The organism is Streptomyces sp. NPDC023157 (assembly GCF_055560575.1).
On the sequence record NZ_JBVHIL010000004.1, the window covers coordinates 357116 to 383211 of the forward strand.

General features: G+C 68.6%; 39 protein-coding genes. 4 read left to right on the forward strand and 35 right to left on the reverse strand.

All coding sequences use genetic code 11. The features are described 5' to 3' along the window. Positions 1-23: 23 nt before the first annotated feature. Positions 24-773, reverse strand: coding sequence for a hypothetical protein (locus ACZ3ZE_RS16560; RefSeq protein WP_361166075.1), 750 nt, complete (start codon positions 771-773; stop codon positions 24-26). A gap of 98 nt (positions 774-871) precedes the next feature. On the opposite strand from ACZ3ZE_RS16560, the gene coaA reads away from it, so the two are divergent. Both coaA and ACZ3ZE_RS16570 read left to right on the forward strand, forming a co-directional pair. After that, a complete protein-coding gene (gene coaA, locus ACZ3ZE_RS16565; RefSeq protein WP_361166072.1) occupies positions 872-1873 on the forward strand; it encodes a type I pantothenate kinase in 1002 nt (333 codons plus the stop codon). A 2-nt stretch (positions 1874-1875) separates the two neighbouring features. Next, on the forward strand, positions 1876-2850 hold the full coding sequence (locus ACZ3ZE_RS16570) for a DUF389 domain-containing protein (protein ID WP_361166069.1): 975 nt from the start codon (positions 1876-1878) through the stop codon (positions 2848-2850). Between the two features lie 169 nt (positions 2851-3019). Here the strand turns inward: ACZ3ZE_RS16570 and glmM are convergent, their stop codons facing one another. The 4 genes from glmM to ACZ3ZE_RS16590 all read right to left on the reverse strand — a co-directional run bounded on the left by glmM (position 3020) and on the right by ACZ3ZE_RS16590 (position 6214). Then, positions 3020-4378, reverse strand: a complete 1359-nt coding sequence (gene glmM, locus ACZ3ZE_RS16575; RefSeq protein ID WP_361166066.1) for a phosphoglucosamine mutase — start codon at positions 4376-4378, stop codon at positions 3020-3022. Between the two features lie 222 nt (positions 4379-4600). Further along, a complete protein-coding gene (gene rpsI, locus ACZ3ZE_RS16580; protein WP_030750225.1) occupies positions 4601-5113 on the reverse strand; it encodes a 30S ribosomal protein S9 in 513 nt (170 codons plus the stop codon). Between the two features lie 44 nt (positions 5114-5157). After that, a complete protein-coding gene (gene rplM / locus ACZ3ZE_RS16585; RefSeq protein WP_361166063.1) occupies positions 5158-5601 on the reverse strand; it encodes a 50S ribosomal protein L13 in 444 nt (147 codons plus the stop codon). 205 nt (positions 5602-5806) lie between these two features. Continuing rightward, positions 5807-6214 (reverse strand): winged helix-turn-helix transcriptional regulator, encoded by a 408-nt coding sequence (locus ACZ3ZE_RS16590; RefSeq protein WP_361166060.1) that lies wholly within the window; start codon positions 6212-6214, stop codon positions 5807-5809. A 115-nt stretch (positions 6215-6329) separates the two neighbouring features. On the opposite strand from ACZ3ZE_RS16590, the gene ACZ3ZE_RS16595 reads away from it, so the two are divergent. Next, the gene (locus ACZ3ZE_RS16595) at positions 6330-7268 is read left to right on the forward strand and encodes an NADP-dependent oxidoreductase (RefSeq protein WP_467259539.1); all 939 of its coding nucleotides are present in this window, start codon (positions 6330-6332) and stop codon (positions 7266-7268) included. Between the two features lie 24 nt (positions 7269-7292). Here the strand turns inward: ACZ3ZE_RS16595 and ACZ3ZE_RS16600 are convergent, their stop codons facing one another. Continuing rightward, positions 7293-8915, reverse strand: a complete 1623-nt coding sequence (locus ACZ3ZE_RS16600) for an ABC-F family ATP-binding cassette domain-containing protein (RefSeq protein ID WP_361166054.1) — start codon at positions 8913-8915, stop codon at positions 7293-7295. Positions 8916-8971: 56 nt separating this feature from the next. Here ACZ3ZE_RS16600 and ACZ3ZE_RS16605 point away from each other — a divergent pair, with 56 nt between their 5' ends. Further along, on the forward strand, positions 8972-9937 hold the full coding sequence (locus ACZ3ZE_RS16605; RefSeq protein WP_361166051.1) for a hypothetical protein: 966 nt from the start codon (positions 8972-8974) through the stop codon (positions 9935-9937). On the opposite strand, the gene truA is transcribed toward ACZ3ZE_RS16605, so the two are convergent. The 29 genes from truA to rplD form a co-directional block, all read right to left on the reverse strand. Continuing rightward, positions 9908-10765, reverse strand: a complete 858-nt coding sequence (gene truA / locus ACZ3ZE_RS16610) for a tRNA pseudouridine(38-40) synthase TruA (RefSeq protein ID WP_361166048.1) — start codon at positions 10763-10765, stop codon at positions 9908-9910. The genes ACZ3ZE_RS16605 and truA overlap by 30 nt on opposite strands. A gap of 81 nt (positions 10766-10846) precedes the next feature. Further along, on the reverse strand, positions 10847-11311 hold the full coding sequence (gene rplQ, locus ACZ3ZE_RS16615; protein WP_015035596.1) for a 50S ribosomal protein L17: 465 nt from the start codon (positions 11309-11311) through the stop codon (positions 10847-10849). A gap of 142 nt (positions 11312-11453) precedes the next feature. After that, on the reverse strand, positions 11454-12476 hold the full coding sequence (locus tag ACZ3ZE_RS16620) for a DNA-directed RNA polymerase subunit alpha (protein WP_361166044.1): 1023 nt from the start codon (positions 12474-12476) through the stop codon (positions 11454-11456). A 167-nt stretch (positions 12477-12643) separates the two neighbouring features. After that, a complete protein-coding gene (rpsK, locus tag ACZ3ZE_RS16625; protein WP_003956432.1) occupies positions 12644-13048 on the reverse strand; it encodes a 30S ribosomal protein S11 in 405 nt (134 codons plus the stop codon). A 66-nt stretch (positions 13049-13114) separates the two neighbouring features. Next, positions 13115-13495, reverse strand: coding sequence for a 30S ribosomal protein S13 (gene rpsM / locus ACZ3ZE_RS16630; RefSeq protein WP_361166041.1), 381 nt, complete (start codon positions 13493-13495; stop codon positions 13115-13117). 206 nt (positions 13496-13701) lie between these two features. Next, entirely contained in the window at positions 13702-13815 is a 114-nt protein-coding gene (gene rpmJ, locus ACZ3ZE_RS16635; RefSeq protein WP_003956441.1) for a 50S ribosomal protein L36, read from the reverse strand. A 63-nt stretch (positions 13816-13878) separates the two neighbouring features. Further along, positions 13879-14100 carry a translation initiation factor IF-1 gene (infA, locus tag ACZ3ZE_RS16640; RefSeq protein ID WP_003956442.1) on the reverse strand — a complete coding sequence of 74 codons (222 nt, stop codon included), beginning with the start codon at positions 14098-14100 and terminating at the stop codon, positions 13879-13881. 173 nt (positions 14101-14273) lie between these two features. Next, complete coding sequence (gene map / locus ACZ3ZE_RS16645; RefSeq protein WP_351657499.1) at positions 14274-15125, reverse strand: type I methionyl aminopeptidase; 852 nt, start codon at positions 15123-15125, stop codon at positions 14274-14276. Positions 15126-15230: 105 nt separating this feature from the next. Then, complete coding sequence (locus tag ACZ3ZE_RS16650) at positions 15231-15878, reverse strand: adenylate kinase (protein WP_361166037.1); 648 nt, start codon at positions 15876-15878, stop codon at positions 15231-15233. Then, positions 15878-17197, reverse strand: coding sequence for a preprotein translocase subunit SecY (gene secY / locus ACZ3ZE_RS16655; RefSeq protein ID WP_361166034.1), 1320 nt, complete (start codon positions 17195-17197; stop codon positions 15878-15880). Before secY ends, ACZ3ZE_RS16650 begins: the two co-directional genes overlap by 1 nt. Before the next feature lie 213 nt (positions 17198-17410). Beyond that, on the reverse strand, positions 17411-17866 hold the full coding sequence (gene rplO, locus ACZ3ZE_RS16660; protein WP_030318646.1) for a 50S ribosomal protein L15: 456 nt from the start codon (positions 17864-17866) through the stop codon (positions 17411-17413). A gap of 1 nt (position 17867) precedes the next feature. Then, complete coding sequence (gene rpmD, locus ACZ3ZE_RS16665) at positions 17868-18050, reverse strand: 50S ribosomal protein L30 (RefSeq protein ID WP_005313525.1); 183 nt, start codon at positions 18048-18050, stop codon at positions 17868-17870. Then, on the reverse strand, positions 18050-18652 hold the full coding sequence (gene rpsE / locus ACZ3ZE_RS16670; RefSeq protein ID WP_135332562.1) for a 30S ribosomal protein S5: 603 nt from the start codon (positions 18650-18652) through the stop codon (positions 18050-18052). The genes rpmD and rpsE overlap by 1 nt, the downstream gene beginning before the upstream one ends. A gap of 45 nt (positions 18653-18697) precedes the next feature. Further along, positions 18698-19081, reverse strand: a complete 384-nt coding sequence (gene rplR / locus ACZ3ZE_RS16675; RefSeq protein WP_329423214.1) for a 50S ribosomal protein L18 — start codon at positions 19079-19081, stop codon at positions 18698-18700. A gap of 3 nt (positions 19082-19084) precedes the next feature. Further along, the gene (gene rplF / locus ACZ3ZE_RS16680; RefSeq protein WP_329423213.1) at positions 19085-19624 is read right to left on the reverse strand and encodes a 50S ribosomal protein L6; all 540 of its coding nucleotides are present in this window, start codon (positions 19622-19624) and stop codon (positions 19085-19087) included. A gap of 21 nt (positions 19625-19645) precedes the next feature. Beyond that, positions 19646-20044, reverse strand: coding sequence for a 30S ribosomal protein S8 (gene rpsH / locus ACZ3ZE_RS16685; RefSeq protein WP_030209003.1), 399 nt, complete (start codon positions 20042-20044; stop codon positions 19646-19648). A 223-nt stretch (positions 20045-20267) separates the two neighbouring features. After that, positions 20268-20453 (reverse strand): type Z 30S ribosomal protein S14, encoded by a 186-nt coding sequence (locus ACZ3ZE_RS16690; protein ID WP_003948630.1) that lies wholly within the window; start codon positions 20451-20453, stop codon positions 20268-20270. Positions 20454-20458: 5 nt separating this feature from the next. Beyond that, positions 20459-21016 (reverse strand): 50S ribosomal protein L5, encoded by a 558-nt coding sequence (gene rplE, locus ACZ3ZE_RS16695; protein WP_329428483.1) that lies wholly within the window; start codon positions 21014-21016, stop codon positions 20459-20461. Continuing rightward, complete coding sequence (gene rplX, locus ACZ3ZE_RS16700; protein ID WP_329423212.1) at positions 21013-21324, reverse strand: 50S ribosomal protein L24; 312 nt, start codon at positions 21322-21324, stop codon at positions 21013-21015. Before rplX ends, rplE begins: the two co-directional genes overlap by 4 nt. A 2-nt stretch (positions 21325-21326) precedes the next feature. Beyond that, positions 21327-21695: a 50S ribosomal protein L14 gene (gene rplN / locus ACZ3ZE_RS16705; RefSeq protein ID WP_003956455.1), complete on the reverse strand. Its 369-nt coding sequence runs from the start codon at positions 21693-21695 to the stop codon at positions 21327-21329. A gap of 97 nt (positions 21696-21792) precedes the next feature. Beyond that, positions 21793-22074, reverse strand: a complete 282-nt coding sequence (gene rpsQ / locus ACZ3ZE_RS16710) for a 30S ribosomal protein S17 (protein ID WP_046908249.1) — start codon at positions 22072-22074, stop codon at positions 21793-21795. Continuing rightward, positions 22074-22298 carry a 50S ribosomal protein L29 gene (rpmC, locus tag ACZ3ZE_RS16715; protein WP_046908248.1) on the reverse strand — a complete coding sequence of 75 codons (225 nt, stop codon included), beginning with the start codon at positions 22296-22298 and terminating at the stop codon, positions 22074-22076. The genes rpsQ and rpmC overlap by 1 nt, the downstream gene beginning before the upstream one ends. Beyond that, positions 22298-22717: a 50S ribosomal protein L16 gene (gene rplP / locus ACZ3ZE_RS16720; protein ID WP_015035580.1), complete on the reverse strand. Its 420-nt coding sequence runs from the start codon at positions 22715-22717 to the stop codon at positions 22298-22300. The genes rpmC and rplP overlap by 1 nt, the downstream gene beginning before the upstream one ends. Before the next feature lie 5 nt (positions 22718-22722). Further along, complete coding sequence (gene rpsC, locus ACZ3ZE_RS16725; RefSeq protein ID WP_046908247.1) at positions 22723-23556, reverse strand: 30S ribosomal protein S3; 834 nt, start codon at positions 23554-23556, stop codon at positions 22723-22725. After that, on the reverse strand, positions 23556-23903 hold the full coding sequence (gene rplV, locus ACZ3ZE_RS16730) for a 50S ribosomal protein L22 (RefSeq protein ID WP_004571827.1): 348 nt from the start codon (positions 23901-23903) through the stop codon (positions 23556-23558). The genes rpsC and rplV overlap by 1 nt, the downstream gene beginning before the upstream one ends. 42 nt (positions 23904-23945) lie before the next feature. After that, entirely contained in the window at positions 23946-24227 is a 282-nt protein-coding gene (gene rpsS, locus ACZ3ZE_RS16735) for a 30S ribosomal protein S19 (RefSeq protein ID WP_015035577.1), read from the reverse strand. Positions 24228-24239: 12 nt separating this feature from the next. Then, the gene (rplB, locus tag ACZ3ZE_RS16740; protein ID WP_361166023.1) at positions 24240-25076 is read right to left on the reverse strand and encodes a 50S ribosomal protein L2; all 837 of its coding nucleotides are present in this window, start codon (positions 25074-25076) and stop codon (positions 24240-24242) included. A 40-nt stretch (positions 25077-25116) separates the two neighbouring features. Beyond that, positions 25117-25440 carry a 50S ribosomal protein L23 gene (rplW, locus tag ACZ3ZE_RS16745; RefSeq protein WP_024755407.1) on the reverse strand — a complete coding sequence of 108 codons (324 nt, stop codon included), beginning with the start codon at positions 25438-25440 and terminating at the stop codon, positions 25117-25119. Continuing rightward, on the reverse strand, positions 25440-26090 hold the full coding sequence (rplD, locus tag ACZ3ZE_RS16750; protein ID WP_361166019.1) for a 50S ribosomal protein L4: 651 nt from the start codon (positions 26088-26090) through the stop codon (positions 25440-25442). The genes rplW and rplD overlap by 1 nt, the downstream gene beginning before the upstream one ends. Positions 26091-26096 lie beyond the last annotated feature (6 nt).

Consider the following 26096-nt stretch of genomic DNA (forward strand, 5'->3'; position numbering starts at 1 on the left):
GGAACGGCCCCCACCGGCCGGACTCAGCGCAGCTTGGCCGCCTGCGCGTCGACGACGTCCTGCGGCAGCTCCTTGACCTTGCCGGTCAGGCTGATGGTGGAGAACGCGGCGACGTTGTTGCCCTTGCGGAAGACGGCCAGCGTGCTCATGAAGGGCTTGCCCTCCATCTCGCTGACGACGGTGAAGGCCAGCGCCTCGTCGCCCGCGGTCAGCGGCTCCGGGGTCACCTTGGCGACCTTCGTCTTCTCGCCGCTGGCACTGATGGTGAACCCGCCGCCGCACGCGTCGCCCGCCGCCTTGAGCGAGGCGAGGGCCTGCTGGGCGCCCTCCCCGGCGTACGAGCCGAGCGTGATCGCGGTCGCCGGTGCGCCGAGCGCGTTCCGGATGTCGGCCGGGGAGCCCCCGGTCGCCTTCTTCGCCTGGACGGCCTTGCGCTGCACGCTGGCCCCGGGGGTGCCGGGGGCCACCGCGGACAGGGCCTCGGCGAGCGGCTCGCAGGCCGCCTTGTCGGCGCCGACGTCCCCGCCGTTCACGACGTCCGCGGCGTCCGTCTTCTGCACGAGGTAGCCCGTGAGGTCGGCCTGCGCGACGACCAGCTTGTCCAGCTGGGCGGTGGTCAGCGCCTTCACGTCGGGCTTGGCCGCGGCGGACGCGGAGGCGTCGTTGTCCCCCTTCGGCTTGCCGTCACCCGCGTCTCCCCCACAGGCGGTGAGGAGCAGGGCCAGGGAGGCGGCGGTGGCGGCGGTCAGGGCGGTACGTACAGGCATGCGCATGACCGAATGATCACGGCCCGGGGCCGCGCCCCACAACCCGTGGCGCGCGTGACCCACCCCACCCCCCACGCCCGCCCCGCACCCAGGACAATGGCGGGGTGATCACTTCGCCGCCACGAAGCCCGAACGGTCCGCCAGGCAACGGTGCCAAGCGGGGGCCCGAGCCGACGCCGTATGTCGATCTCACTCGGGCCGAGTGGAGCGCGCTGCGGGACAAGACGCCGCTGCCGCTCTCCGCCGAGGAGGTCGAGCGGCTGCGCGGACTCGGGGACGTCATCGACCTCGACGAGGTGCGGGACGTCTACCTGCCGCTGTCCCGGCTGCTCAACCTGTACGTGCAGGCCACCAGCGGGCTGCGCGGGGCGCTCAACACCTTCCTCGGGGAGCGGGGCGAGCAGCGCGGCACCCCGTTCGTCATAGGGGTCGCCGGGTCGGTCGCGGTCGGCAAGTCGACCGTGGCGCGTCTGCTCCAGGCGCTGCTCGCGCGCTGGCCCGAGCACCCGCGGGTGGAGCTGGTGACCACCGACGGGTTCCTGTACCCGATGGAGGAGCTCAGGGCCCGCGGCCTGATGTCCCGGAAGGGTTTCCCCGAGTCGTACGACCGGAGGGCGCTGACCCGGTTCGTCGCGGACATCAAGGCGGGCAAGGAGGAGGTCACCGCGCCCGTCTACTCGCACCTGATCTACGACCGGGTGCCCGGTGAGCGGCTCGTCGTGCGCCGCCCCGACATCCTCATCGTCGAGGGCATCAACGTCCTCCAGCCGGCCCTGCCCGGCAAGGACGGGCGCACCCGGGTGGGCCTCGCCGACTACTTCGACTTCTCGGTGTACGTGGACGCCCGCGCCGAGGACATCGAGCAGTGGTACCTCAACCGCTTCCGCAAGCTGCGCGACACCGCCTTCCTGGACCCCTCCTCGTACTTCCGGCGCTGGACCCAGGTCTCCGAGGAGGAGGCCCTGGACTACGCCCGCACCATGTGGCGGACCATCAACAAGGTGAACCTGCTGGAGAACGTGGCACCCACCCGCGGCCGCGCGACGCTCGTGGTGCGCAAGGGGCCCGATCACAAGGTGCAGCGGCTGAGCCTCCGTAAGCTCTGAGGATGCTGCACCTACGGATGATCATCCCGGCCGACCGTACGGAGGCGGCCGTCGCCCTCATCGACCGCACGGTGGGCACCACCCACGTGGTGGTCATGCCGGGCGCCGCCCGCGAACCGGCCGGGGACGTCGTGATGTGCGACGTGGCGCGCGAGGCCGGTCACGAACTCCTCAACGGCCTGCGGGACCTGAGGATCGATCAGGACGGCTCGATCGCCGTCGACGACATCGACCTCTCGCTGTCGAGCCGGGCCACGGCCGCCGAGGAGGAGGCCCCCGGGCAGGCCGCGGACGCGGTCGTCTGGGAGCAGCTGGCCGACGCCACCCACGAGGAGTCGACCCTCACCATCACCTACAGCGCGTTCATGATCCTCGCGACGATGATCGCGGCCTGTGGTGTGGTCCTCGACAACGCGATCCTGATCGTGGGCGCGATGGCCGTCGGCCCGGAGTTCGGCCCGCTCGCCGGCATCTGCACGGGGATCGTGCGGCGCTCCGCCAAGCTGGTACTGCGCTCCTCGTACGCGCTGATCGTCGGCTTCGCGGCGGCGATCGTCGCGACGACCGTCTTCAGCCTGGGGATGGACGCGCTCGGCCTGTTCAGCCTGGACAAGCTGGACGCGCCCCGGGTCAACACCGGCTTCATCTGGAAGCCGGACCCGTTCTCCTTCGTCGTCGCCCTCCTCGCGGGCGCGGCGGGCACGATCTCGCTCACCTCGACGAAGTCGGGCGCGCTGATCGGTGTCGCGATCTCCGTGACGACCGTGCCGGCCGCCGCGAACGCGGCCGTGGCGCTCAGCTACGGGCAGTACGGGCAGATGTGGGGCTCGATCGAGCAGCTGGTCCTCAACCTGACCGGCATCATCCTCGCGGGCACGGTCACCCTGTTCGGGCAGGTGCTGCTGTGGCGCACCCAGCGCGGCCAGTGGGTCCGCAAGGCGAGGGGCGGCAACGGGGCGAACGGCGGCGCTCGCTGACACGGCGTCGGACCCTGTCCGGCGCGACGGTGACGGACCCGCTCCAGCCGACACGGCGTCACCCCCGCCCCCTGAAACGGCGTCGGCCCCCGCTCCCGGTGGACCGGGAGCGGGGGCCGACGTCGTGTCAGGGGCGGGCCGTCCGTCCCCGGACGGCCCGTCACCGGTTCTAGCCGAGCGCCGACTTCACGACGTCCGCGAGCCGGCCCGCCACCGAGCGGGCCTGCTCGATGTCGGCCGCCTCGACCATGACCCGCACCAGCGGCTCGGTGCCCGAGGAGCGCAGCAGCACGCGGCCGGTGGAGCCGAGCTCGCGTTCGGCGTCGGTGACGGCGTTGGCCAGCTCGGCCGAGGTGCCGACCCGGGACTTGTCGACGTCCGGGACGTTGACCAGGACCTGCGGCAGCCGCTCCATGACGGCGGCGAGCTCGGCGAGGGACTTGCCGGTGGCCGCGATCCGGGCGGCCAGCATCAGGCCGGTGAGGGTGCCGTCGCCGGTGGTGGCGTGGTCGAGCACGATGACGTGGCCGGACTGCTCGCCGCCGAGCGCGTAGCCGTGCTCCTTCATGGACTCCAGGACGTAGCGGTCGCCGACCGCGGTCTGGACGAGGGCGAGGCCCTCGCGCTCCATGGCGAGCTTGAAGCCGAGGTTCGACATGACGGTGCCGACGACGGTGTCGCCGCGCAGCGTGCCGGCCTCGCGCATGGCGAGGGCGAGCACGGCGAGGATCTGGTCGCCGTCGACCTCGTTGCCGGCCGCGTCCACGGCGAGGCAGCGGTCGGCGTCGCCGTCGTGCGCGATGCCGAGGTCGGCGCCGTGCTCGACGACGGCGGCCTTCAGCAGGCCCAGGTGGGTGGAGCCGCAGCCGTCGTTGATGTTGAGGCCGTCCGGCTCGGCGCCGATGGTGACGACGGTGGCGCCGGCCCGGGAGAAGGCCTCGGGCGAGACGCGGGCCGCGGCGCCGTGCGCCTCGTCGAGGACGATCTTCAGCCCGTCGAGCCGGTTGGGGAGGACGGCGATGAGGTGGGCGACGTACTTGTCGAAGCCCTCGTCGTAGTCGCGGACCCGGCCGACGCCGGAGCCGGTCGGGCGGTCCCAGGGGGCGCCGGTGCGGTGCTCCTCGTAGACGGACTCGATCCGGTCCTCCAGGTCGTCGGCCAGCTTGTGCCCGCCGCGCGCGAAGAACTTGATGCCGTTGTCGGGCATGGCGTTGTGCGAGGCCGACAGCATCACGCCGAGGTCGGCGCCGAGGGCGCCGGTGAGATACGCGACGGCGGGGGTCGGCAGCACGCCGACGCGCAGGACGTCCACGCCCGCGCTGGCGAGGCCGGCGACGACCGCGGCCTCCAGGAACTCCCCCGAGGCACGCGGGTCACGGCCGACCACGGCCGTGGGCCGATGGCCCTCGAAGGTGCCCGCCTCGGCGAGCACGTGCGCGGCCGCGACCGACAGGCCGAGCGCGAGCTCCGCCGTCAGGTCGGCGTTGGCCACACCGCGTACCCCGTCGGTGCCGAAGAGTCGTCCCACAGCTGTCCTCCGAAAGTGCTCAGAAAATGCGATCTCCTGACCGGCTGATGCCCGCTTTTACGTCCGAGCCGTCGCGAAGCCGTTCAGAAGTGCCCAAGTTTGTGCCCAGGTGGTGTCCGGGGTCCTGCCCAAGATTATGAAACCAAGGTGTGAAAAAGCCGTACGCCCCGGCAGCACGGACAGTGCCGCCGGGGCGTACGTACAAGCAGACCGAGCAGGCGATTAACGCTTGCTGTACTGCGGGGCCTTACGGGCCTTCTTGAGACCGGCCTTCTTGCGCTCGACCGCACGGTCGTCGCGGGAGAGGAAGCCGGCCTTCTTCAGCGCCGGGCGGTTGTTCTCGACGTCCGCCTCGTTCAGCGCACGGGCCACGCCGAGGCGCAGGGCGCCGGCCTGGCCGGACACGCCGCCACCCGCGATGCGGGCGATGACGTCGTAGCGGTTGTCGAGCTCGAGCACCTTGAAGGGCTCGTTGACTTCCTGCTGGTGCACCTTGTTGGGGAAGTAGTCCTCAAGGGTGCGACCGTTGATCTTCCACTTGCCGGTGCCCGGAACGATCCGGACGCGGGCGATGGCGTTCTTGCGACGGCCCAGGCCGGCGGCCGGCTGCGGGTCGCCGAAGCGGGACGCGAGGGACTCGGAGGTGTAGTCACCCTCGACGATCTCGGTCTCGGTGGTGTACTCCTCGACGCCCTCGAACTCGTCGACGGGGGTCTCGGGGGTGGTCTCGGCCACGATGCTCCTCAGATTTCTTTCGTTCTTAGGGGGTGTGGCCGGAACTACTGCGCGACCTGGGTGATCTCGAACGGGACCGGCTGCTGGGCAGCGTGCGGGTGGTTCTCGCCCGCGTAGACCTTCAGCTTCGAGAGCATCTGGCGGCCCAGGGTGTTCTTGGGGATCATGCCCTTGATGGCCTTCTCGACGGCCTTCTCGGGGTTCTTGTCCAGCAGCTCGTCGTAGCGGACGGAGCGCAGACCACCCGGGTAGCCAGAGTGGCGGTACGCCATCTTCTGGGTCTTCTTGTTGCCGGACAGGTGGACCTTGTCAGCATTGATGATGATGACGAAGTCGCCCATGTCCATGTGGGGGGCGTAGACCGGCTTGTGCTTGCCTCGCAGGAGGTTCGCAGCCGTCGTCGCCAGACGGCCCAGGACGATGTCCTGCGCGTCAATGATGTGCCACTGGCGAGAGACATCGCCGGGCTTGGGGCTGTACGTACGCACTTCGTAGCCTTCGCTTCTTCAGTGGATGGAGTCCAGACACACCTGAAGCGATCATGCAGCTGGGGCCTGCACTGCCGGGACACCGCCCGTATGCGAGCCACTGGTAACTGCTCCAGGGAACCTGCGTAGCGGCCGTTCGCGCGTGAGAACGACGAAACCAATACGCATAACAAAGACGGAGCCTACCCGGGCTCCCCCGGGCGGGTCAAAACGCGTCGGCGCCGCCGTCGTACGCCTCCCGCGCCGAGACGACCTCCTCGATGTGCCCGTCCGCCCACTCCTTCACGGCCCGCACCACCGGCAGCAGGCTCACCCCGAGCGGGGTCAGGGCGTAGTCGACCCGCACGGGCACGGAGGGGGTGACCGTACGGGCGACGAGGCCGTCCCGCTCCAGGCCCCGCAAGGTCTGCGTGAGCATCTTCTGGCTGACCCCGGCGACCTTGCGCCCCAGCTCGGCGTAGCGGCGCGGGCCGTCCGCGAGGGCGTTCAGGAGCAGCGTGACCCACTTGTCGGAGAGCCGGTCGAGGAGCTGCCGGGCGGGGCACTCGGCGAGGTACGCGTCATAGGCGCGCCGGGCCTCCTGGCGGCGCTCGGCGGCGGTGCGGGTGCCCATCGGCACGCTCCTTCCGGTGCGGTACGCACTCCCGGGTACGTACTTCCCCACGGAGAGTAGCTCTCCCTAGGTTCGTGAGGTCAGCACCACCACTCCCCCAGGGAAGGCCCCGGCCATGCGCGCTCTCGTCATCGACTCCTTCGGCGGCCCCGAGGTCCTGCGGATCGCCGAGGTCCCGGTGCCCGCCACCGGACCCGGAAGGGTCCGGATCAGGGTCGGGGCCGCCACCGTCCACCCGGTCGACCTCGCGACCCGCGCGGGCGTCCTCGCGGAGGCCGGCCTGATGGCCGGCCGGGGGCCCGTGGGCCTCGGCTGGGACGTCGCCGGCGTCGTCGAGGAGACCGGCCCGGGGGTGACCGGAGTCGCACCCGGCGACCTGGTCATCGGCATGAACGACCGCCTGGACGTGCCGCTCGGCACCCAGGCGGAGTACGTGGTCCTGGACGCCCACGCGGTGGCCCCGGCCCCCGTGGGGCTCGCCCCCGAGTCCGCCGCGACCCTGCCGCTGGCCGGGCTCACCGCCCTCCAGGCCCTGGACGCGCTGGACCTGCCCGCCGGGGAGACGGTGCTGGTCACGGGCGCGGCGGGGGCGGTCGGCGGCTACGCCGTGCAACTGGCCGCCGCGCGCGGCCTGCGGGTCGTGGCGACGGCCCGTCCGGGCGACGAGGCGCTGGTCCGGGGCCTGGGCGCCGGGCTCTTCGTGCCCGGCGACGCCCCCCGCCTCGGCGAGGCGGTCCGGGAGCTGGTCCCCGGCGGCGTGGCCGCGGCCCTGGACGGTGCCGTGCTCGGGGCGTCCGCCCTGGACGCCGTCCGCACCGGGGGCGCCTTCGCGGCCCTGGTGGCGGGCGGCGCCCCGTACCCCCTGCGGGGCATCCGGGTCGCCCCCATCTGGGTCCGCGCCGACCGGGCCGGCCTGGCCCGCCTCGCGGCCCTCGCCGGCACGGGAGCGCTCACCCCGCGCCTGGCCGGGACCCTCCCCCTCGCACAGGCGGCCCGGGCGCACCGGCGCCTGGCGGAGGGCGGCCTGCGCGGCCGCCTGGTGCTGGTCCCCTGACCGCGCCGCCCCAGGAGCGGCCGCCTACCGCGCCCGGTCGACCCGCCGCTCGTCCCACACCGGCTCCGCCGTCTCGCGGACCACGCCGTCGGACCCGAACACCAGGAACCGGTCGAAGCTCTTCGCGAACCACCGGTCGTGGGTCACGGCCAGGACCGTGCCGTCGTACGACTCCAGCCCGTCCTGCAGCGCCTCCGCCGACTCCAGGTCCAGGTTGTCCGTCGGCTCGTCCAGGAGCAGGGCCGTGGTGCCGGCCAGCTCCAGGAGCAGGATCTGGAAGCGGGCCTGCTGCCCGCCGGAGAGCCTGTCGAAGGGCTGGTCGCCCTGCCCTTCCAGCTCGTACCGGCGCAGCATCGACATCGCCCCGCCCCGGTCCTTGGCGTGCTCCGTCCACAGGATGTCGACGAGGGGGCGCCCGAAGAGCTCCGGGTGGGCGTGGGTCTGCGCGAAGTGCCCGGGCACGACCCGCGCGCCCAGCTTCCACGTACCCGTGTGGGCCACCGAGGGGTCACCGGCCAGCAGGCGCAGGAAGTGCGACTTGCCGGAGCCGTTGGAGCCCAGGACGGCGACCCGCTCCCCGTAGAAGATCTCCAGGGAGAAGGGCTTCATCAGGCCGGTGAGCTCCAGGTTCTCGGCCGTGAAGGCCCGCACCCCGGTGCGCCCGCCGCGCAGCCGCATCCGGATGTCCTGCTCGCGCGGCGGCTCCGGCGGCGGGCCCGCCTCCTCGAACTTCTTCAGCCGGGTCTGCGCCGCCGCGTACCGCGAGGCCATCTCGTGGCTGACCGCGGCCGCCTGCCGCAGGTTGACCACCAGCTTCTTCAGCTGGGCGTGCTTCTCCTCCCAGCGCCGCTTGAGCTCCTCGAAGCGGGCGAACCGCTCCCGCCGCGCCTCGTGGAAGGTGTCGAAGCCGCCGCCGTGCACCCACACGTCGGACCCGGCCGGGCCCGGCTCGACGGCCACGATCTTCTGCGCGCCCCGGGAGAGCAGCTCCCGGTCGTGGGAGATGAAGAGCACGGTCTTGCGGGTCTCCCGCAGCCGCTCCTCCAGCCAGCGCTTGCCGGGGACGTCCAGATAGTTGTCCGGCTCGTCGAGCAGCAGCACCTCGTCGTTGCCGCGCAGCAGGTACTCCAGGACCAGCCGCTTCTGCTCGCCGCCGCTGAGCGTGCGCACCTGACGGAACTGCGCCTTGTCGTACGGGACGCCCATCGCGGCCGTCGTGCAGATGTCCCAGAGGGTCTCGAACTCGTACCCGTGGACCTCCGCCCAGTCGCTGAGGGCCTGCGCGTACGCCATCTGCGCGGCCTCGTCGTCGACGGTCATGATCCGGTGCTCGGCCTCGTCGACCGCCTTCGCGGCGGCCTTGATGCGCGCGGGCGCCACCGAGACCAGCAGGTCACGGACGGTGGACTCGTCCCGTACGGAGCCCACGAACTGCGGCATCACGCCGAGCCCGCCGCTGACGGTGACGGTGCCGCCGTGCGGCTGGAGCTCACCGGAGATCATCCGGAGCAGTGTCGTCTTCCCGGCGCCGTTGGCCCCGACCAGGGCGACGACGGCGCCCTCTCCGACCCGGAAGGAGGCGTCCCCGAGCAGGACCCTCCCGTCCGGAAGGTAGTACTCCAGATGCGCGGCCTCGACATGTCCCATGAGGGGCATTGTCACCGCCGGACCCGTGTGATCCCAAGCGGATTAGGATGCGCGGCATGAGCTTTGGGGGACCACAGTGGCCGCAGCAGGGCCCGGAACAGCAGCAGCCGTACGGACAGCAGCCGCCGCCGCAGCAGTGGCAGAGCGGCCCGCAGGGGGGCTTCCAGGGGCCTTCGCAGGCCGGCCCGCCGCAGCCGAACCCGTTCCCGGGGGCGCAGGCCGGGCACACCCCGGACTGGGGCGCCCTCGCCGAGGCCTCCGCCGCCCGTAACAAGCGCAGGCGCGGCCTGCTCCTCGGCGGCGGCGCCCTCGCGGTCCTCCTCGTGGGCGCGGTCGTCGCCACCGCCGTCGTGCTGACCAACAAGAGCAACGACGAGGCCAAGAACGGCGGACCCACCCCGACCGGCCCGGCCGCCCCCACCGACACCGCCGGCCCCGCGCCGACCTTCTCCTCGGTCGCCCCGCTGCCCCCGCCGAACCCGATGGACTTCCTCTCCGACGCGAAGAAGGACAAGGCGCCGCTGAGCGCCGACGGCCTCTTCCCGGGCAAGAAGCTGACCATGAACGGACGCCCGTACCAGAAGGGCGCGACCGGCTCGACGACGAACTGCGCCGCCGTCACCCAGGGCGGCCTCGGCTCCGTCCTGAAGGCCAACGGCTGCACGCGCGTGATCCGCGCCACGTACGTGAAGGACGGCGTCGCCGTCACCGTCGGCGTCGCCGTCTTCCCCACCGACGACCAGGCCCTCAAGGCGAAGAAGCAGGCCGGCGGCGGCATCGCGCCGCTCACCGGCGCCGGCGTCGGCGACTTCTGCCACAAGACGGTCTGCCTGCGCCGCACCAACTCGGTCGGCCGGTACGTCTACCTCACCCAGACCGGCTTCACCGACGGCACCAAGGTCACCACCGGCGACAAGGCGGTCTTCCAGACCGCGGACGACCTGGGCACCTTCGCGTTCAACCAGATCTACGCCCGCGGCCGCGCCCAGGCCTCAGCAGCAGCCGGCGCTCCCCGGGAGTGACCGCTTGTTGCGCGCCTCCCTGTTCCGGGCGGCGAGCTGGTCGTCGGCCGGGTAGCCGACCTCTTCGAGGGTGAGGCCGTGCGGCCGTACGACATGCACGGCCGAGTCCCGCACCCCCGCGGCGAGCACCTTGCCGGGCCACTCCACCGGCCGGTGCCCGTCGCCCACGAAGAGCAGGGCGCCGACCAGCGAGCGCACCATGTTGTGACAGAAGGCGTCGGCCTTGACCGTGGCCTCCATCACCCCGTCCGGGCGCCGCTCCCACCGCAGCTCCTGGAGCGTGCGGATGGTGGTGGCGCCCTCGCGCTTCTTGCAGTAGGCGGCGAAGTCGTGCTCGCCGACGAGCCGCTCGGCCGCCGCGTTCATGGCGTCCATGTCGAGGGCCCAGTCGTGCCACAGGACGTGCCCGCGCAGCAGCGGGTCGACGCCGCCGGGGTTGTCGGTGACGCGGTAGGCGTAGCGCCGCCAGATCGCCGAGAAACGCGCGTTGAAGCCGTCCGGGGCCTCGGCCACCCGCCACACCCGTACGTCGTGCGAGAGGCGCCCCGCGAGCCGCCGCAGCAGCATCTCGCGGTGCTCCTGCCACAGCGCGACGGGCAGATCGACGTGGGCGACCTGGCCGCGGGCGTGGACACCGGAGTCGGTGCGGCCGGCGACGGTGAGCTCGAACGTCTCCTTGGAGCGCGTGACCGTCTTCAGGGCCTCCTCGATGTCGCCCTGCACGGTGCGCCGCCCCTGGGCCTGCTTGGCCCAGCCGGAGAAGTCCTTGCCGTCGTACGAAAGGTCCAGCCGTACCCGTACGAAACCGGGCTGTACGTCATCGCTCACGCGGAAATCCTCTCAAACACACGGGAACGGGCCCGCACCCCAAGGGGTACGGACCCGTCCACGAGAAATGCCGGAAGACGCTTACGCGTCCTTCGACTCCTCGGCCGGAGCCTCGGCGGCCGCGTCGGCCTCCTTGACGGCGCGCACGGTGGCGGCCTCGGCCTCGGCGACGGTCGCCTTCTTGGCGATCTCGCCCTCGACCAGCTCGATCACGGCCATCGGGGCGTTGTCGCCACGACGGTTGCCGATCTTGGTGATACGGGTGTAACCACCCGGACGCTCCGAGTAGCGCGGGGCGATCTCGGTGAAGAGGGTGTGGACGATGCCCTTGTCGGTGATCGTCTGCAGCACCAGGCGACGGTTGTGGATGTCGCCCTTCTTCGCCTTGGTGATGAGGCGCTCGGCGACGGGACGCAGGCGACGGGCCTTGGCCTCGGTCGTCGTGATGCGGCCGTGCTCGAACAGCGACTTCGCCAGGTTGGCGAGCAGCAGCTTCTCGTGAGCGGCGGAACCGCCGAGGCGGGCACCCTTCGCGGGACGCGGCATGGTGATTCTCCTAGTGATCTGCACCGGCCGTGTGAGGTACCGGTGTCAGTGTCCGAGCGGGCGGTCACCCGTCGGAGACCCGCGCCCCGTAAGGGGCGCGGGGAACTGCGCGACCAGCCGGAACCGGCCCGCAGACGATCTCTTAGTACTGCTCGGTCTCGACGAAACCGGCGTCCGCGTCGTCGTCGGCGCCAAAGGCGTCGGCAGCGGCGGTCGGGTCGAATCCGGGCGGGCTGTCCTTGAGGGCCAGGCCCATGCCGGCCAGCTTCGCCTTGACCTCGTCGATCGACTTCGCACCGAAGTTGCGGATGTCGAGCAGGTCGGCCTCGGAACGCGCCACGAGCTCACCCACGGAGTGGATGCCCTCGCGCTTGAGGCAGTTGTACGAACGAACGGTGAGCTCGAGCTCCTCGATCGGCAGCGCCAGGTCGGCGGCGAGGGCGGCGTCCGTGGGGGACGGGCCCATGTCGATGCCCTCGGCGTCGATGTTGAGCTCGCGCGCCAGACCGAACAGCTCGACCAGGGTCTTGCCGGCGGACGCCATGGCGTCACGCGGGCGCATGGCCTGCTTGGTCTCGACGTCGACGATCAGCTTGTCGAAGTCGGTGCGCTGCTCGACACGGGTCGCCTCGACCTTGTACGTGACCTTGAGCACCGGCGAGTAGATGGAGTCGATCGGAATGCGACCGATCTCCTGGCCCACCTGCTTGTTCTGCACGGAGGAGACGTAGCCGCGACCGCGCTCGACGGTCAGCTCCATCTCCAGCTTGCCCTTGCCGTTGAGCGTGGCGAGGACGAGGTCGGCGTTGTGCACCTCGACACCGGCCGGGGGCGCGATGTCGGCGGCGGTGACCAGACCCGGACCCTGCTTGCGCAGGTACATCACGACCGGCTCGTCGTGCTCCGAGGAGACGACCAGCTGCTTGATGTTCAGGATGAGGTCGGTGACGTCCTCCTTGACACCCGGCACGGTGGTGAACTCGTGCAGGACGCCGTCGACGCGGATGCTGGTGACAGCAGCGCCGGGGATCGACGAGAGGAGGGTGCGGCGGAGGGAGTTGCCGAGGGTGTAGCCGAAGCCCGGCTCCAGCGGCTCGATGACGAACCGGGAGCGGAACTCGTCGACGACCTCTTCGGTCAGCGAAGGACGCTGAGCGATAAGCATGTCTTCGTTTCCTTCGTTTGTGGACGCCCACTATTTGACGTCCGACTCACCGGGCGGCAGCCCGATACGGGTACTGCTGCGAGGTACTGCCAAGGGTACGGGCGGCACGCCCCCGTGAGGGGTCGTACCGCCCGGACTCTCAAAGACGCACAGGTGCGCCCGCTGCGTCAGACGCGGCGGCGCTTCGGCGGACGGCAGCCGTTGTGCGGGGTGGGGGTGACGTCCTGGATCGAGCCGACCTCGAGGCCGGTGGCCTGGAGGGAGCGGATCGCGGTCTCACGGCCGGAGCCGGGACCCTTGACGAAGACGTCGACCTTGCGCATGCCGTGCTCCTGCGCGCGGCGGGCGGCCGACTCGGCGGCCATCTGCGCGGCGAAGGGGGTGGACTTGCGCGAGCCCTTGAAGCCGACGTGGCCGGCGGAGGCCCAGGAGATCACGTTGCCCGAGGGGTCCGTGATCGAGACGATCGTGTTGTTGAACGTGCTCTTGATGTGAGCGTGCCCGTGAGCGACGTTCTTCTTTTCCTTGCGGCGCACCTTCTTGGCAGCGCCCTGACGACCCTTGGGGGGCATCTATTACTCCTACGGGAGGTGGTCGGTCCTACAGCGAAGACCGCTTGGTCAAGCGTCCGCTGAGGACTACTTCTTGCCCGGCTTCTTCTTGCCGGCGATGGCGCGACGCGGGCCCTTGCGGGTACGAGCGTTCGTGCTGGTGCGCTGGCCGCGGACGGGCAGGCCACGACGGTGGCGCAGACCCTGGTAGCAGCCGATCTCGACCTTGCGGCGGATGTCGGCGGCGACCTCGCGGCGAAGGTCACCCTCGGTCTGGAGGTTGGCGTCCACGTACTCGCGGATCTTGACGAGGTCTTCCTCGGAAAGATCGCGGACACGGGTGGAGGGGTTCACGCCGGTGGAGGCGAGAATCTCCTCGGACCGGGTACGCCCGATGCCGAAGACGTAGGTGAGTGCGACCACCACGCGCTTTTCGCGCGGGATGTCAACACCGGAAACGCGTGCCATTCAATGGCTCCTGTGTTCTCGGGGGTCTGCTGCAGAACCGCTCCCGATCGCCGACCGCCCTGTTTCCAGTGCAGTGGTACGACCCGGGTCCCCGGCCCCCGCCGGAGGTGCCGTCAACCGTGCGATCACGGCCCGACGGGCTCTGCGTATGTACGTATTGCTATGCGTCGCGCGAAGACTGCGAGATGCAGGTCGGTCGGCGTGCGTCAGCCCTGGCGCTGCTTGTGGCGCAGGTTGTCGCAGATGACCATGACCCGGCCGTGGCGGCGGATCACCTTGCACTTGTCGCAGATCTTCTTGACGCTCGGCTTGACCTTCATGGGATGTGAGGTTCTCCGGGTCAGTGCCATCACCCGCGCCTCAGGCGCGGGTGCGGGCAAGATCTACTTGTACCGGTAGACGATCCGGCCACGCGTCAGGTCGTACGGAGAGAGCTCCACCACGACCCGGTCGTCCGGGAGGATACGGATGTAGTGCATCCGCATCTTGCCGGAGATGTGCGCGAGGACCTTGTGACCGTTCTGGAGTTCCACCTTGAACATGGCGTTCGGGAGGGACTCGATCACGGTGCCCTCGATTTCGATGGCACCTTGCTTCTTGGCCACGCTTCGCCTTTCGAATCGGCTACCTTGATCGACTCTCGCTCCGAGTGCGGACACACGGGTACACGAGAGCCGACGCATCAGTCTACGTCAGGGCCTTCCAAAAGACGAATCCGGGAAGTCTGCCCACCGCAGAAGATCGTTACGCGGGGACGCGCGAAGCGTCCCCGCCCCCACTACGCCAGCGGATCCGGCGCCGCGACGACACCCAGCTCCGCCAGCTTCGCCTTGCCGCCGTCGACCGCCGTGAGGACCAGCGGGCCCTCCTCGGTCAGGGCGATCGAGTGCTCCCAGTGCGAGGACCAGGTGCCGTCGGTCGTGATGACCGTCCAGTCGTCGGAGAGGACCTCGGTGTGCGGGGTGCCGAGGGAGACCATCGGCTCGATCGCCAGGCAGAGGCCGGGGACCAGCTTCGGGCCCTTGCCGCGCTTGCGGGAGACGTAGTTCAGCAGGTGCGGGTCCATGTGCATCTCGGTGCCGATGCCGTGGCCGCCGTAGTCCTCGATGATCCCGTAGCGCCCGAGGCTGTGGTCGCCGACGGCCGGCCGCGGCTGGCGCTTGATGTACGTCTCGATCGCCTTGGAGATGTCGACCAGCCGGTTGCCGAGCTTCATGGCCGCGATGCCGGCCCACATCGACTCCTCGGTCACCCGGGAGAGCTCGACCAGCTCGGGCGCGTGCCCGGTGCCCACGAAGGCCGTGTAGGCCGCGTCGCCGTGCCAGCCGTCGATGATCGCGCCGGCGTCGATCGAGATGATGTCGCCGTCCTTCAGGACGGTCTTCTCGTCGGGGATGCCGTGGACGACGACCTCGTTGACCGAGGTGCAGATGGTCGCGGGGAAGCCGCCGTACCCCAGGAAGTTCGACTTGGCGCCGTGGTCGGCGATCACCTTGCGGGCGACCTCGTCCAGGTCGCGGGTGGTCGCGCCGGGCACCGCCGCCTCGCGGGTGGCCGCGTGGATGGCCGCGACGACCAGTCCCGCCTCGCGCATCTTCGCGATCTGCTCGGGGGTCTTGATCTGCACCATCGTGACGGGGGCCTTCCTTGCGAGTACTGCGGGTGTACGGGACAGAACAACGATACGGCCGCGGCGCCCCACAGGGCACCGCGGCCGTATCGGACCAACCGGGGGTTACTTCTTCAGCGCGTCCATCGCCCGCGCCGTGACCTCGTCCACCTTGCCGAGCGCGGAGATCGTCACGACCAGGTTCTGCGCCCGGTAGTAGTCGATGATCGGCTCGGTCTGCGTGTGGTAGACCTCCAGGCGCCGGCGGACGGTCTCCTCGGAGTCGTCGTCGCGCTGGTACAGCTCGCCGCCGCAGACGTCGCAGACGCCCTCGGTCTTGGGAGCGTTGTACGACACGTGGAACACGTGCGAAGAGTCGTTGCGGCAGATGCGGCGACCCGCGATCCGCTTCACGACCTCGTCCTCGGGGACCTCCAGGTCCAGGACCGCGTCCAGCTGCATGTCGTCGGCCTTCAGGACGACATCCAGGGCCTCGGCCTGGGCCACGTTGCGCGGGAACCCGTCGAGCAGGAAGCCGTTCACGGCGTCGTCCTGCTCCATGCGGTCCTTGGCCATCCCGATGGTCACCTCGTCCGGGACGAGGTCACCGGCGTCCATGAACGCCTTCGCCTTCAGGCCCAGCTCGGTGCCCTGCGAGATGTTGGCACGGAACAGGTCACCCGTGGAGATGTGCGGGATGTCCAGGTTCTTGGCAAGGAACGCGGCCTGCGTTCCCTTGCCGGCCCCGGGCGGTCCGACGAGGACGATTCGCATCAGCGGAGGAACCCTTCGTAATTGCGCTGCTGGAGCTGGCTCTCGATCTGCTTCACGGTCTCAAGACCCACACCCACGATGATGAGGATGCTCGTCCCGCCGAACGGGAAGTTGGCATTGGCGCCACCGAAGCCTGCCAACGCCATCGTCGGCACAAGAGCGATCAGACCCAGATACAGCGAGCCCGGCCAAGTGATCCGGTTGAGCACGTAGCTCAGATACTCGGCAGTAGGACGACCAGCCCGGATACCCGGGATGAAGCCACCATACTTCTTCATGTTGTCGGCAACTTCCTCGGGGTTGAACGAGATCGCCACGTAGAAGAAGGCGAAGAACACGATCAGGAGGAAGTACGCGGCGATGTAGTAGGGGTGGTCACCCTTGACGAAGTGGGCTTCGATCCAGGTCTTCCACCCGGCGGTCGAGTTCGAGAACTGCGCGACCAGCGCCGGGATGTAGAGCAGCGACGAGGCGAAGATGACAGGAATCACACCTGCCTGGTTCACCTTGAGCGGGATGTAAGTGGACGTACCGCCGTACGACCTGCGGCCGATCATGCGCTTCGCGTACTGCACCGGGATGCGGCGCTGGGCCTGCTCGACGAAGACGACGAGGGCCACCATGACGAAGCCGATGATGATGACGGTGCCGAACTCGATCCAGCCCTTGGCGAGCTTGCCGCTCTCCTTGATGGCCCAGAGGGCACCGGGGAAGCCGGCGGCGATCGAGATGAACATCAGGATGGACATGCCGTTGCCGATGCCGCGGTCGGTGATGAGCTCACCGAGCCACATGACCACACAGGTACCGGCGGTCATCGTGATGACCATGGTGGCGGTGGTGAAGATCGACTGGTCGGGAACGACCTGGTTCGCGACGGAGCAGCCGCTGAAGAGCGCTCCGGTGCGAGCCGTGGCGACGAGGCCGGTGCCCTGGAGGATGGCGAGGGCGACCGTCAGATAACGCGTGTACTGCGTGATCTTGGCGGTGCCGGACTGCCCCTCCTTCTTGAGGGCTTCCAGGCGCGGGATGACGACGGTCAGCAGCTGCAGGATGATGCTCGCCGTGATGTACGGCATGATGCCGAGCGCGAAGATGGTGATCTGCAGCAGCGCCCCGCCACTGAACATGTTGACCAGGCCGAACAGGCTGTTGTTGCCCTGCTTCGCCTGGTCCACACACTGCTGCACGGCCTCGTAGCTGACGCCCGGCACGGGGATGTGTGCCCCGAGGCGGTACAGCACGATGATGCCCAGCGTGAAGAGCAGCTTCTTGCGCAGGTCGGGCGTCTTGAACGCCCGGGCGAACGCGGTGAGCACGGTGCCTCCTGCGACCCCCGCGCACGTGCGTCAGAGGTGACGGTCTTGAGGTTCGACGAATATGAATCCGTCCGGAGAACCCGCGGGCATACCGCACGCACTCTAGACAGTGGACGCCACCTTACCGGCGACTATGGCCCCCTAGGAACGACCAACCGGGGATGCCCCTTTTGAGAGGCATCCCCGGTCGGATGTTCAGGCCATCGAGTCGTCTCAGACGAGCTCGGTGACAGTGCCGCCGGCAGCGGCGATCTTCTCCTTGGCGGAGCCGGAGACGGCGTCGACCGTCACCTGCAGCGCCACGGTGATCTCGCCGGTGCCGAGCACCTTGACGAGCTGGTTCTTACGAACCGCACCCTTGGCGACCAGATCGGCCACCGTGACCTCGCCACCCTGCGGGTAGAGCGCGGTGAGCTTGTCCAGGTTCACGACCTGGTACTCGGTGCGGAACGGGTTCTTGAAGCCCTTGAGCTTCGGCAGACGCATGTGGAGGGGCATCTGCCCACCCTCGAAGCGCTGCGGAACCTGGTAACGGGCCTTGGTGCCCTTGGTACCACGACCGGCCGTCTTACCCTTCGACGCCTCACCACGGCCCACACGGGTCTTCGCGGTCTTGGCGCCGGGGGCGGGACGGAGGTTGTGGGCCTTCAGCGGGTTGGTCTCCGCCATGTCAGTCAACCTCCTCGACCGTCACGAGGTGGCGGACGGTGTGCACCATGCCGCGGAACTCGGGGCGGTCCTCCTTGACAACCACGTCGTTCAGGCGCTTGAGCCCGAGCGAACGCAGGGTGTCGCGGTGGTTCTGCTTGCTGCCGATGTACGACTTCGTCTGCGTGATCTTGAGGCGAGCCATCAGGCACCCGCCCCAGCCCGCGCACGAAGCAGAGCCGCGGGGGCGACGTCCTCGAGGGGCAGACCACGGCGAGCCGCGATCTCCTCGGGACGCTGCAGGCCCTTGAGGGCCGCCACGGTCGCGTGCACGATGTTGATCGCGTTGTCGGAGCCGAGCGACTTCGACAGGATGTCGTGAACGCCGGCGCACTCGAGCACGGCACGCACCGGGCCACCGGCGATAACGCCGGTACCGGGGGAAGCCGGCTTGAGCAGGACGACGCCCGCGGCCTTCTCGCCCTGGATCGGGTGCGGGATGGTGCCCTGGATACGGGGGACCTTGAAGAAGTGCTTCTTGGCCTCCTCAACACCCTTGGCGATGGCGGCCGGCACCTCCTTGGCCTTGCCGTAACCGACACCCACGGTGCCGTCACCGTCGCCCACCACGACCAGCGCGGTGAAGCTGAAGCGACGACCACCCTTGACTACCTTGGCGACGCGGTTGATCGCGACAACGCGCTCAACGTACGCGGTCTTCTCGGCGGCAGCGCCACCGTCGCGGCCCTTCCGGTCCCGCCGCTCGCCGCCACCGGCACCGCTTCCGCGGCGCTGGGGTCCAGCCATTGGATTACCTCTCTCTGTTACGTCCGTTAGTCCCGGAACCGGGGCTTAGAACTTCAGCCCGGCTTCGCGGGCGGCGTCAGCCAGAGCGGCAATGCGCCCGGCGTACCTGTTGCCACCACGGTCGAACACGACGGTCTCGACACCGGCGGCCTTGGCGCGCTCAGCGACCAGGGCGCCGACCTGCTTGGCCTGCGCGGACTTGTCACCCTCGCCGCCACGGATCGACGCGTCCAGGTTCGACGCGGACGCAAGGGTGTGACCCTTGAGGTCGTCGATGACCTGAGCGGTGATACCGCGGTTGGAACGCGTCACGACGAGGCGCGGACGCTCCGCCGTACCCGACACGTGCTTGCGGATGCGCAGGTGACGGCGCGCCTTGGCAGCGCGCTTGTAAGCGTCGCCCTTGGCGATCTTCACACCGTATGCCATGGCTTACTTACCAGCCTTTCCGACCTTGCGGCGGATGACCTCGCCCGCGTACTTGACGCCCTTGGCCTTGTACGGGTCGGGCTTGCGCAGCTTGCGGATGTTGGCGGCGACCTCGCCGACCTTCTGCTTGTCGATGCCCTCGACCGCGAACTTGGTCGGCGACTCGACCTTGAACGAGATGCCCTCGGGCGCCTCGATCATGATCGGGTGGCTGTAGCCGAGCTGGAACTCCAGACCGGAGCCCTTCGCGGCCACGCGGTAACCGACACCGCTGATCTCGAGCGCCTTCACGTAACCCTGGGTCACACCGGTGATCATGTTGGCCACCAGCGTGCGGGACAGGCCGTGGAGGGCCTTGTTCTGACGCTCGTCGTTCGGACGGGTGACGTTGAGAACGCCGTCCTCGCCCTTAACGATCTCGATCGGCGCGGCGACGGTGTGGCTCAGGGTGCCCTTGGAACCCTTCACCGTGACCGTGCGGCCCTCGATGGTGACGTCCACGCCGGCGGGAACCTGGATAGGCAGCTTGCCAATACGCGACATTAGCTATTCCTCCGTTCCCGACTACCAGACGTAGGCGAGGACTTCCCCACCTACGCCCTTCTTGCCTGCCTGCTGGCCGGTCAGGAGGCCGTGGGACGTGGAGATGATCGCCACGCCCAGGCCGCCGAGAACCTTCGGCAGGTTGGTGGACTTCGCGTAAACCCGGAGGCCGGGCTTCGAGATCCGCTTGATGCCCGCGATGGAGCGCTCACGGTTCGGACCGAACTTGAGCTCGAGGACGAGGTTCTTGCCGACCTCGGCGTCCTCGACCTTCCAGCCCGTGATGAAGCCCTCCTGCTGGAGGATTTCCGCGATGTGAGACTTGATCTTGCTGTGCGGCATCGTCACGGTGTCGTGGTATGCCGAGTTCGCGTTACGCAGACGAGTCAGCATGTCCGCGATCGGATCAGTCATGGTCATGAATTGGCCTTCGGCCTCTCTCGCCGGGGTTTCCTGTATGCGCCATCCCTCTCCCCACACAGGGGCGGGACGGGTGCGGCGCGGGGACCTACGGCGTAGTAAGTCGTACGGGCGGCGGACGCCCAACCCCACTAGCCTAAGCCATGCGGGGCCGGACGGCCGCCAACCCAGTGCTTACCGAGAGACTCCGGTCATTCACCAACGCCCAAAGGGCGAAGGGGAATTACCAGGAGCTCTTGGTCACGCCCGGCAGCTCGCCACGGTGAGCCATCTCACGAAGGCACACGCGGCACAGGCCGAACTTGCGGTACACGGAGTGAGGGCGACCGCAGCGCTGGCAGCGGGTGTAGCCCCGCACACCGAACTTGGGCTTGCGGGCAGCCTTCGCGATGAGAGCCTTCTTCGCCATCTCGCTTACGCCTCCTTGAACGGGAAGCCGAGGTGACGGAGAAGCGCGCGGCCCTCGTCGTCGTTGGTCGCCGTGGTGACCACGGTGATGTCCATACCCCGGGTACGGTCGATCTTGTCCTGGTCGATCTCGTGGAACATGACCTGCTCCGTGAGACCGAAGGTGTAGTTGCCACGGCCGTCGAACTGCTTCGGGGACAGACCACGGAAGTCGCGGATGCGCGGAAGCGCGAGCGACAGGGTGCGGTCCAGGAACTCCCACATGCGGTCGCCACGGAGCGTGACGTGGGCACCGATCGGCTGGCCCTCACGCAGCTTGAACTGCGCGATGGACTTGCGGGCCTTGGTGACGGCCGGCTTCTGACCGGTGATGGTGGTCAGGTCACGGACGGCACCGTCCATGAGCTTCGAGTCACGGGCGGCGTCGCCGACACCCATGTTGACCACGATCTTCACGAGGCCGGGGATCTGCATGACGTTCTCGTACTTGAACTCGTCGTGCAGCTTGCCCGCGATCTCCTCGCGGTACTTCGTCTTGAGACGCGGAGTGGTGGTAGCCATCAGATGTCCTCACCCGTCCGCTTGGCAACGCGGATCTTGTTGCCCTCGTCGTCGAAGCGGTAACCGACACGCGTGACGACCTTCTTGCCGTCCTTCTCCACGACCAGCTGGACGTTGGAGACGTGGACCGGAGCCTCGGTCGTCACGATGCCGCCGGCCTGAGACGGGCCGGCCTTGGTGTGCTTCTTGACCCGGTTGACACCCTCGACCAGGACACGGTTCTCAGTAGGGAAGGCCGTGATGACCTTGCCCTGCTTGCCCTTGTCCTTACCGGTGATGACCTGGACCAGGTCGCCCTTCTTGATCTTCATGCTTACAGCACCTCCGGCGCGAGCGAGATGATCTTCATGAACTTCTTCTCGCGCAGCTCACGGCCCACCGGGCCGAAGATACGGGTGCCGCGAGGGTCGCCGTCGTTCTTCAGAATGACGGCGGCGTTCTCGTCGAAGCGGATGTACGAGCCGTCCTGGCGGCGGCGCTCCTTGACGGTGCGAACGATGACCGCCTTGACGACGTCACCCTTCTTCACGTTGCCACCGGGGATCGCGTCCTTGACGGTGGCGACGATGACGTCACCGATGCCCGCGTAGCGGCGACCCGAGCCACCGAGAACACGGATGCAAAGGATCTCCTTGGCACCAGTGTTGTCGGCGACACGCAGTCGCGACTCCTGCTGGATCACGTCTATCTCCTGATTGTCTGCCGGTTCCCCGCCAGGGGCCGATCACTCGGCCCCCGGCGGAGCCTGGCGGAACGAACCTGAGGGAATCCTCAGGTACTTACTTGGCCTTCTCGAGGATCTCGATGACGCGCCAGTGCTTCGAGGCGGACAGCTTGCGCGTCTCCATGAGGAGGACACGGTCGCCGACGCCGGCAGCGTTCTGCTCGTCGTGAGCCTTGAGCTTGTTGGTACGGCGGATGACCTTGCCGTACAGCGCGTGCTTGACGCGGTCCTCGACAGCGACGACGACGGTCTTGTCCATCTTGTCGCTGACGACAAGGCCCTCGCGGACCTTGCGAGCGTTGCGCTCGGTCTTCTCAGTCACGTTGTTCTCGCTCATCAGACGTTCTCCACCGTCTCGATGCCCAGCTCACGCTCGCGCATCAGGGTGTAGATCCGGGCGATGTCCTTACGGACGGACTTGAGCCGACCGTGGTTCTCGAGCTGGCCCGTCGCCGCCTGGAAGCGGAGGTTGAACAGCTCTTCCTTGGCCTCGCGGAGCTTGGCGACAAGCTCCTCGTTGCCCAGCTCGCGCAGCTCGGACGCCTTGGTACCGGCCGACATCACAGCTCACCTGCCTCGCGCTTGACGATCTTGCACTTCATCGGCAGCTTGTGAGCCGCACGGGTCAGAGCCTCGCGCGCGATCTTCTCGTTCGGGTAGGACAGTTCGAACATCACCCGACCCGGCTTGACGTTCGCGATCCACCACTCCGGAGAACCCTTACCGGAACCCATGCGGGTCTCGGCAGGCTTCTTCGTGAGCGGGCGGTCCGGGTAGATGTTGATCCAGACCTTGCCGCCACGCTTGATGTGGCGGGTCATCGCGATACGGGCCGCCTCGATCTGGCGGTTGGTCACGTACGCCGGAGTGAGGGCCTGGATGCCGTACTCGCCGAACGCAACCTGCGTACCACCCTTGGACATACCGCTGCGCTTCGGGTGGTGCTGCTTGCGGTGCTTGACCCTACGGGGGATCAGCATTTCGGTCAGGCCTCCGTTCCGGTGCTCTCAGCAGCCGGAGCGGCGGCGGGAGCGTCGGCCTTGGGGGCCTCGGCAGCCTGAGCCTGCTGCGGCTTGCGGCCGCGACCGCCACGCTCGCCACCGCGGCCACCGCGGCCGGCCGGACGGTCAGCGCCGCCACGGGCCGGGCGGTTGCCAGCGCGGGCAGCAGCGTTCTCGGCGCGGACCTCGGCGATGTTCTTGACGTCGCCCTTGTAGATCCAGACCTTCACACCGATACGGCCGAAGGTCGTCTTGGCCTCGAAGAAGCCGTAGTCGACGTTCGCGCGGAGCGTGTGCAGGGGCACACGGCCCTCGCGGTAGAACTCCGAGCGGGACATCTCGGCGCCGCCGAGACGGCCACCACACTGGATCTTGATGCCCTTGGCGCCGGCCTTCATCGTGCCCTGCATGCTCTTACGCATGGCGCGACGGAAGGAGACGCGGGAGGACAGCTGCTCGGCGACGGCCTGGGCCACCAGCTGAGCGTCCATCTCGGGGTTCTTGACCTCGAGGATGTTCAGCTGGACCTGCTTGCCGGTCAGCTTCTCCAGCTGGCCACGGATCTTGTCGGCCTCGGCGCCGCGGCGACCGATGACAATGCCCGGGCGAGCCGTGTGGATGTCCACGCGGACGCGGTCACGGGTGCGCTCGATCTCAACCTTCGAGATACCGGCGCGCTCCATGCCGGACGTCAGCATCCGACGGATGGCGACGTCTTCCTTGACGTAGTCCTTGTACAGCTTGTCGGCGTACCACCGGGACTTGAAGTCCGTGGTGATGCCGAGCCGGAACCCATGCGGGTTAACCTTCTGGCCCATTACCGGGTTCCTTCCTTGCTGCTGACGACCACGGTGATGTGGCTGGTCCGCTTACGGATCCGGTAGGCACGGCCCTGAGCACGCGGACGGAACCGCTTCAGGGTCGGGCCCTCATCCACGTACGCCTCGCTGATGACCAGCGAAGAGGCGTCGGTGTGGTCGTAGTTGTGCGCGGCGTTGGCAATGGCGCTGTCAAGCACCTTGCCAACCGGCACGCTCGCGGCCTGCGGGGCGAAACGCAGGACCGCCTGAGCCTCCGTGGCGTCCATGCCACGGATAAGGTCCACCACGCGGCGGGCCTTCATGGGCGTGACGCGGATGTACCGCGCCTGGGCCCTGGCTTCCATGGTTGTCCTTCCAGTGTCTGTCATGGTCATTCCACCCCGCTACTAGCGGCGCTTCGACTTCCGGTCGTCCTTCACGTGACCCCGGAAGGTGCGCGTCGGCGAGAACTCGCCGAGCTTGTGGCCGACCATCGACTCGGTGACAAACACCGGAATGTGGGTCTTGCCGTTGTGCACCGCGATCGTGTGGCCGAGCATGGCCGGGATGATCATCGAGCGACGGGACCAGGTCTTGATGACGTTCTTGGTACCGGCTTCGTTCTGGGCGTCCACCTTCTTGACGAGGTGGCCGTCGACGAAGGGTCCCTTCTTGAGACTGCGCGGCATCTAAACCCGCTCCTAGCGCTTCTTGTTCGTCTTGCGGCGGCGGACGATGTACTTGTTCGAAGCCTTCTTCGGCGAACGAGTACGACCCTCCTTCTGACCCCACGGGGAGACCGGGTGGCGACCACCGGAGGTCTTGCCCTCACCACCACCGTGCGGGTGGTCAACCGGGTTCATCGCCACACCGCGGACGGTCGGGCGAACGCCCAGCCAGCGCTTACGGCCGGCCTTGCCCCAGTTGATGTTCGACTGCTCGGCGTTGCCGACCTCGCCGATCGTGGCGCGGCAGCGGGCGTCGACGAGACGGATCTCACCGGACGGCATACGAAGGTGGGCCATCGTGCCCTCCTTCGCCAGCAGCTGCACGGAGGCACCAGCGGAACGCGCGAACTTGGCGCCGCCACCGGGGCGGAGCTCGATCGCGTGGATCGTGGTACCGACCGGGATGTTGCGGAGGGCCAGGTTGTTACCGGGCTTGATGTCCGCGCCCGGGCCGTTCTCGACGCGGTCACCCTGCGTCAGACCCTTGGGGGCGATGATGTAGCGCTTCTCGCCGTCCGCGTAGTGGAGCAGCGCGATGCGCGCGGTGCGGTTGGGGTCGTACTCGATGTGAGCGACCTTGGCCGGCACGCCGTCCTTGTCGTGGCGACGGAAGTCGATCAGACGGTAGGCACGCTTGTGGCCACCGCCCTGGTGACGGACGGTCACACGACCGGTGTTGTTACGGCCGCCCTTGCTGTGCAGGGGGCGGACCAGCGACTTCTCCGGCGTGGACCGCGTGATCTCGACGAAGTCGGCTACGGAGGAGCCACGACGGCCCGGCGTAGTCGGCTTGTACTTGCGGATTCCCATTTCTCAGTCCTCGTCCGATTCCGGACGATCCAGACCGCCCTTAGGCGGTCGGACCGCCGAAGATGTCGATACGGTTGCCCTCGGCAAGGGTCACGATGGCGCGCTTGGTGTCCTTGCGCTTGCCGAAACCGGCCTTGGTGCGCTTGCGCTTACCCTGGCGGTTGATCGTGTTGACCCCGGTGACCTTGACCGAGAAGACCGCCTCGACGGCCTGCTTGATCTGGGTCTTGTTGGAGCCAGGCGCGACGATGAACGTGTACTTGTTCTCGTCCAGCAGAGCGTAGCTCTTCTCCGAGACGACCGGCTTGACGAGAATGTCGCGCGGGTCCGAGAAGGTCTTGCTGGTGACGACGGCCTCAGTCATCAGGCGTCGCTCCCTTCGGTCTCAGCGGTCTGGGGGCCAGACACGAAGGACTCGAAGGCGGCCTTGGTGAAGACCACGTCGTCGGAGACGATCACGTCATACGTGTTGAGCTGGCCCGGCTCCAGGATGTGCACCTGGGGCAGGTTGCGGGCGGACAGCCACGCGGCCTCGTCGGAGCGCTCGACGACCAGGAGCAGGTTCTTGCGCTCCGAGATCTTGCCGAACAGCGTCTTCGCGGCCTTGGTGGAGATGCCACCCTCGACCACGTCGGTGACGACGTGGATGCGGGAGTGGTTCGCCCGGTCCGAGAGGGCACCGCGGAGGGCGGCGGCCTTCATCTTCTTCGGGGTCCGCTGCGAGTAGTCACGCGGCACGGGACCGTGCACGACGCCACCACCGGCGAACTGCGGCGCGCGGGTCGAGCCCTGACGGGCGCGGCCGGTGCCCTTCTGGCGGTACGGCTTGCGGCCACCACCACGGACCTCGCCACGCGACTTGACCTTGTGCGTGCCCTGACGGGCGGCGGCCAGCTGCGCGACGACGACCTGGTGGATCAGCGGGACGCTGACCTTGGCGCCGAAGATCTCCGAGGGGAGCTCGACGGTGCCGGCCTTGTCGCCGGAGGGCGACAGGATGTCAATGGTGCTCATCGGTTC